Here is a 3,705-nt window from a genome sequence, read left to right as displayed (position 1 = left end):
GCCGCCGAGCTCGCCGCCGTCGAGTACGCCTCCATGGCCCTGGTCACCCTCGCCTACCGGCGCGCGGACGCCGTTCTGCCGGCCGGCAGCGGGTTCCTGGTCCCGCCGGTCGACGGGCGCACCATCAAGGCGTCGACGTTCGCCTCCCGCAAGTGGGGCTGGATCGACGGGGAGAACCCGGACCTGGTCGTGGTGCGCACCTCGGTGGGGCGCCACGGCGAGACGGAGATCCTCGGCCGCGACGACGACCACCTCGTCGAGGTCTCCCGGCGCGACCTCGAAGCCGCCACCGGCCTCGCCGCCGCCCCCCTGCGCACCCGCGTCACCCGCTGGAACGACGGCCTGCCCCAGTACCCGGTCGGCCACCACGCGCGCGTCGCCCGCGTCCGCGCGCACATCGCCGGGGTGCCCGGCCTCGCCGTGTGCGGCGCGCAGTACGACGGCGTCGGCATCCCGGCGTGCATCGCGAGCGCGTACGCCGCCGCCGACCAGCTCGCCGGCGACCTCGGCGGTGTGCGCGCGCTCGCCGCCGACCCGGTGCAGAGCCTGCACGGCGGAGCGGGAGAATGAGGGACATGAGTGACGACGCCTCCACCACCGAGTCCGGCAGGATCCCCAACAAGGGCAAGCTGGCCAAGGACCTCAACGAGGTCATCCGCTACACCCTCTGGTCCGTCTTCCGGCTGAAGGACGTGCTTCCGGAGGACCGCGGGGGCTTTGCCGAGGAGGTCCAGGAGCTGTTCGAGCAGCTCGCCGCCAAGGACGTGACGGTCCGGGGCACCTACGACCTCTCCGGCCTGCGGGCCGACGCGGACCTGATGATCTGGTGGCACGCGGAGACCAGCGACCAGCTCCAGGAGGCGTACAACCTCTTCCGCCGGACCCGGCTCGGCCGCGCCCTGACGCCGGTCTGGTCGAACATGGCGCTGCACCGCCCCGCCGAGTTCAACCGCTCGCACATCCCGGCGTTCCTCGCCGACGAGACGCCCCGCGACTACGTCAGCGTCTACCCCTTCGTGCGCTCCTACGACTGGTACCTGCTGCCCGACGAGGACCGCCGCCGCATGCTCGCCGACCACGGCAAGATGGCCCGCGGCTATCCGGACGTCCGCGCCAACACCGTCGCCTCGTTCTCGCTGGGCGACTACGAGTGGATCCTCGCCTTCGAGGCCGACGAGCTGTACCGCATCGTCGACCTCATGCGCCATCTGCGGGCGTCAAAGGCGCGCCTGCACGTGCGCGAGGAGGTCCCGTTCTACACCGGCCGCCGCAAGTCGGTGGCGGACCTGGTGGCCGGACTCGCCTGAGCGGCACGCCGCGAAGGCTCCGCGGCGCGCGGGCCCGGACGCACGAAGGCCCGGGGGTGTCCCCGGGCCTTCGTGCGCGGCCGTGCGCCGGCCGCGCGTCAGGTCATGCCGCGTCCCGCGGGCGCCCGCCCGGCTTCGCCGCCGCGGCGGGGGTGCGCTTCCCGGCCTTGAGGTCGCCCGCCCGCTCCGGCTTCGGCTCCGGGCGCGCCCCGCACGTCGCCCGCCGCTGCGGAAGGCGGCCCTCCAGCAGGTAGGCGTCGACATAGCCGTTCACACACGGGTTCGGGCCGTAGGCGATGCCGTGGGTGCCGGAGTCCCGCTCGGTCACCAGCACCGAGTCCGCGAGGCGCCGCTGCATCTCCAGCGCCCCGTCGTACGGGGTGGCCGCGTCCCGCTCGGCGGCCAGGATCAGCACGGGCGGCACCTCGCCGGGCCCGGTCCGCACGTCCAGCGGAGTCTGCCGTGGCGCGCGCCAGTAGGCGCACGGCAGGTTCATCCACACGTTGTCCCAGGTCTCGAACGGCGCCACGCGCGCGAGGCGGGTGTTGTCCCGGTCCCACACCGCGAAGTCCGTAGGCCAGGGCGCGTCGTTGCACTCCACGGCCGTGTACACCGCGTTGGTGTTCTCCTCCTCGGCCGCCGCCTCCCGCACCGGCGAGGCCAGCTCCACCAGCGGCACGCCGTCGCCCTTCAGATACGCCGACAGCGCCTTCGCCCGCGAGGGCCAGTAGTCGTCGTAGTAGCCGGCCTGGAGGAACACCTCCTGCAACTGGCCCGGCCCGATCCGCCCGCCCGCAGGCCGCGCCGCCAGCCGCGTCCGGGCCTTCTCGTAGCTGCGCAGCACCTGCTCCGGGGTGGTGCCGAGGCCGTAGACGTCGTCGTGCTCGGCGACCCACGCGCGGAAGTCCGCCCACCGGCCCTCGAACGCGGCCGACTGCGCGAGGTTGGCCCGGTACCAGATCTGCGCGGGGTCCGGGTTGACCGCCGAGTCGAACACCATCCGCCGCACGTGCGAGGGGAAGAGCTGCGCGTACAGCGCGCCGAAGTACGTCCCGTACGACGCCCCCATGAACGTCAGCTTGTCCTCGCCCAGCGCGGCCCGCAGGACGTCCAGGTCACGGGCGTTGTTGAGGGAGTTGTAGTGGCGCAGCGCGGCGCCCGCGCGCGCGGCGCAGCCCCGGGCGTAGGCCCTGGCACGCGCGACGCGCCGCTGCTTGTACGAGGCCGAGGGGTGGGTCGGCGCGAGGGAGGGGCCCGCCGTGAACTGCCGGGGGTCCTGGCAGGACAGCGGCGCCGAGGGCCCCACGCCGCGCGGGGCGTAGCCCACCAGGTCGTAGGCCGCCGCCACGCGCTTCCACTTGGGCAGCACCCCGACCAGCGGGAAGTGCAGCCCGGAGGCGCCCGGCCCGCCCGGGTTGTAGACCAGGGCGCCCTTGCCCGGCACCCGGCGCTTGCTGTTGCCCGGGTCCTTGTGGGTGGCCCGGACCCGGCTGACGGTGAGCCGGATCTGCTTGCCGAAGGGGCGGGCGTAGTCGAGGGGCACCGAGACCGTGCCGCACTTGACGAGGTCCGGCAGGCCCTGGTCCTTGGGGCAGGCGCCGAAGGTGATCCCCCTCGCCTCGGCACGCGCGGCGGCCACCTGCACGCCGTGCCGCTCGGAGGCGCCCGGTGCGGCCTCCGTACTGCCGGCCGGGGCCGCGGACAGGGCCGACAGGAGCAGTGCCCCCGCGACCGAATAGAGGGCGGCAGCTCGCATCGGGAATCCCTTCGGTGCACGGCAGCAACAAAAGGGATATTTGGTTCGTCTGTTGAGGAAGGCAAGCACCGTCCGCCGGTGTCGGCGCCAATGCCCCCTATGCGCCGCCCGCTCCCGGCGGGCGCCCTTCGCGCCGGTGCGCGCCCTCCCGGTCCGCGCCGCGCGCGGCGAGGGCCGCGCGCAGGTCCGGTTCCCCGACCGCGTGCACCCCGCGCACGGCCACCGAGTCGGGGAACGTGCGCTCGTCCCCGCCGCGCGCGCGGCGCACCAGCGCGTTCAGCAGCCGCTGCCCGGCTCGGAGCGCGGTCAACGGCGCAGCAGGGCCCGGCGTGTGGCGCGGGCCAGCCGCACCGCCGGACGCCCCGAGCGCGGCCGCGACCCCGAGCGCTCCCGCCACCACTGCCGCACCTCGGCGCGCGTACGGGCGTCGCCGAGCCGCCCGCCGTCCAGCAGGTACCCGGCGGAGGCGAGCGCGTCGTGCCGGTAGCCGCCGGTCATCGGGTGCCCGTGGGAGTACGACAGGAACGCCGGCCGGTAGCCGTCCCCGAGGATCACCGGCAGTTCGGGGGCCACCTTCGCCACGACGTCCGCCCGCTTGCCCGCGAGCGCCCGCGACTGCACCCCGAGCCGCACCCGGTCGAA

Annotated in this window: 4 protein-coding genes and 1 pseudogene; 2 read left to right on the top strand and 3 right to left on the bottom strand. The window is 74.8% G+C overall.

All coding sequences use genetic code 11. The features are described 5' to 3' along the window. Nucleotides 1–570: protoporphyrinogen/coproporphyrinogen oxidase (locus SZN_RS36210; protein ID WP_007505458.1), on the top strand; the 570-nt coding region annotated here is incomplete at its 5' end. 5 nt (nt 571–575) lie between these two features. Beyond that, nucleotides 576–1,307: a hydrogen peroxide-dependent heme synthase gene (gene hemQ / locus SZN_RS36205; RefSeq protein ID WP_007505457.1), complete on the top strand. Its 732-nt coding sequence runs from the start codon at nt 576–578 to the stop codon at nt 1,305–1,307. Nucleotides 1,308–1,410: 103 nt separating this feature from the next. Here the strand turns inward: hemQ and SZN_RS36200 are convergent, their stop codons facing one another. The 3 genes and pseudogenes from SZN_RS36200 to SZN_RS36190 form a co-directional block, all read right to left on the bottom strand. Then, nucleotides 1,411–3,063 (bottom strand): alpha/beta hydrolase, encoded by a 1,653-nt coding sequence (locus tag SZN_RS36200; protein WP_007505456.1) that lies wholly within the window; start codon nt 3,061–3,063, stop codon nt 1,411–1,413. A gap of 97 nt (nt 3,064–3,160) precedes the next feature. Next, a pseudogene (locus tag SZN_RS39485) lies at nt 3,161–3,358 on the bottom strand (TIGR04222 domain-containing membrane protein); the annotation flags it as partial. An 11-nt stretch (nt 3,359–3,369) separates the two neighbouring features. Further along, nucleotides 3,370–3,705, bottom strand: a 336-nt coding sequence (locus tag SZN_RS36190) for an SCO6045 C-terminal-like domain-containing protein (RefSeq protein WP_007505454.1), incomplete at its 5' end; no start/stop codon positions are given.

The sequence above is a fragment of the Streptomyces zinciresistens K42 genome (genome assembly GCF_000225525.1).
Classification (GTDB): domain Bacteria; phylum Actinomycetota; class Actinomycetes; order Streptomycetales; family Streptomycetaceae; genus Streptomyces; species Streptomyces zinciresistens.
This window is presented reverse-complemented; position numbering and strand designations above follow the sequence as displayed.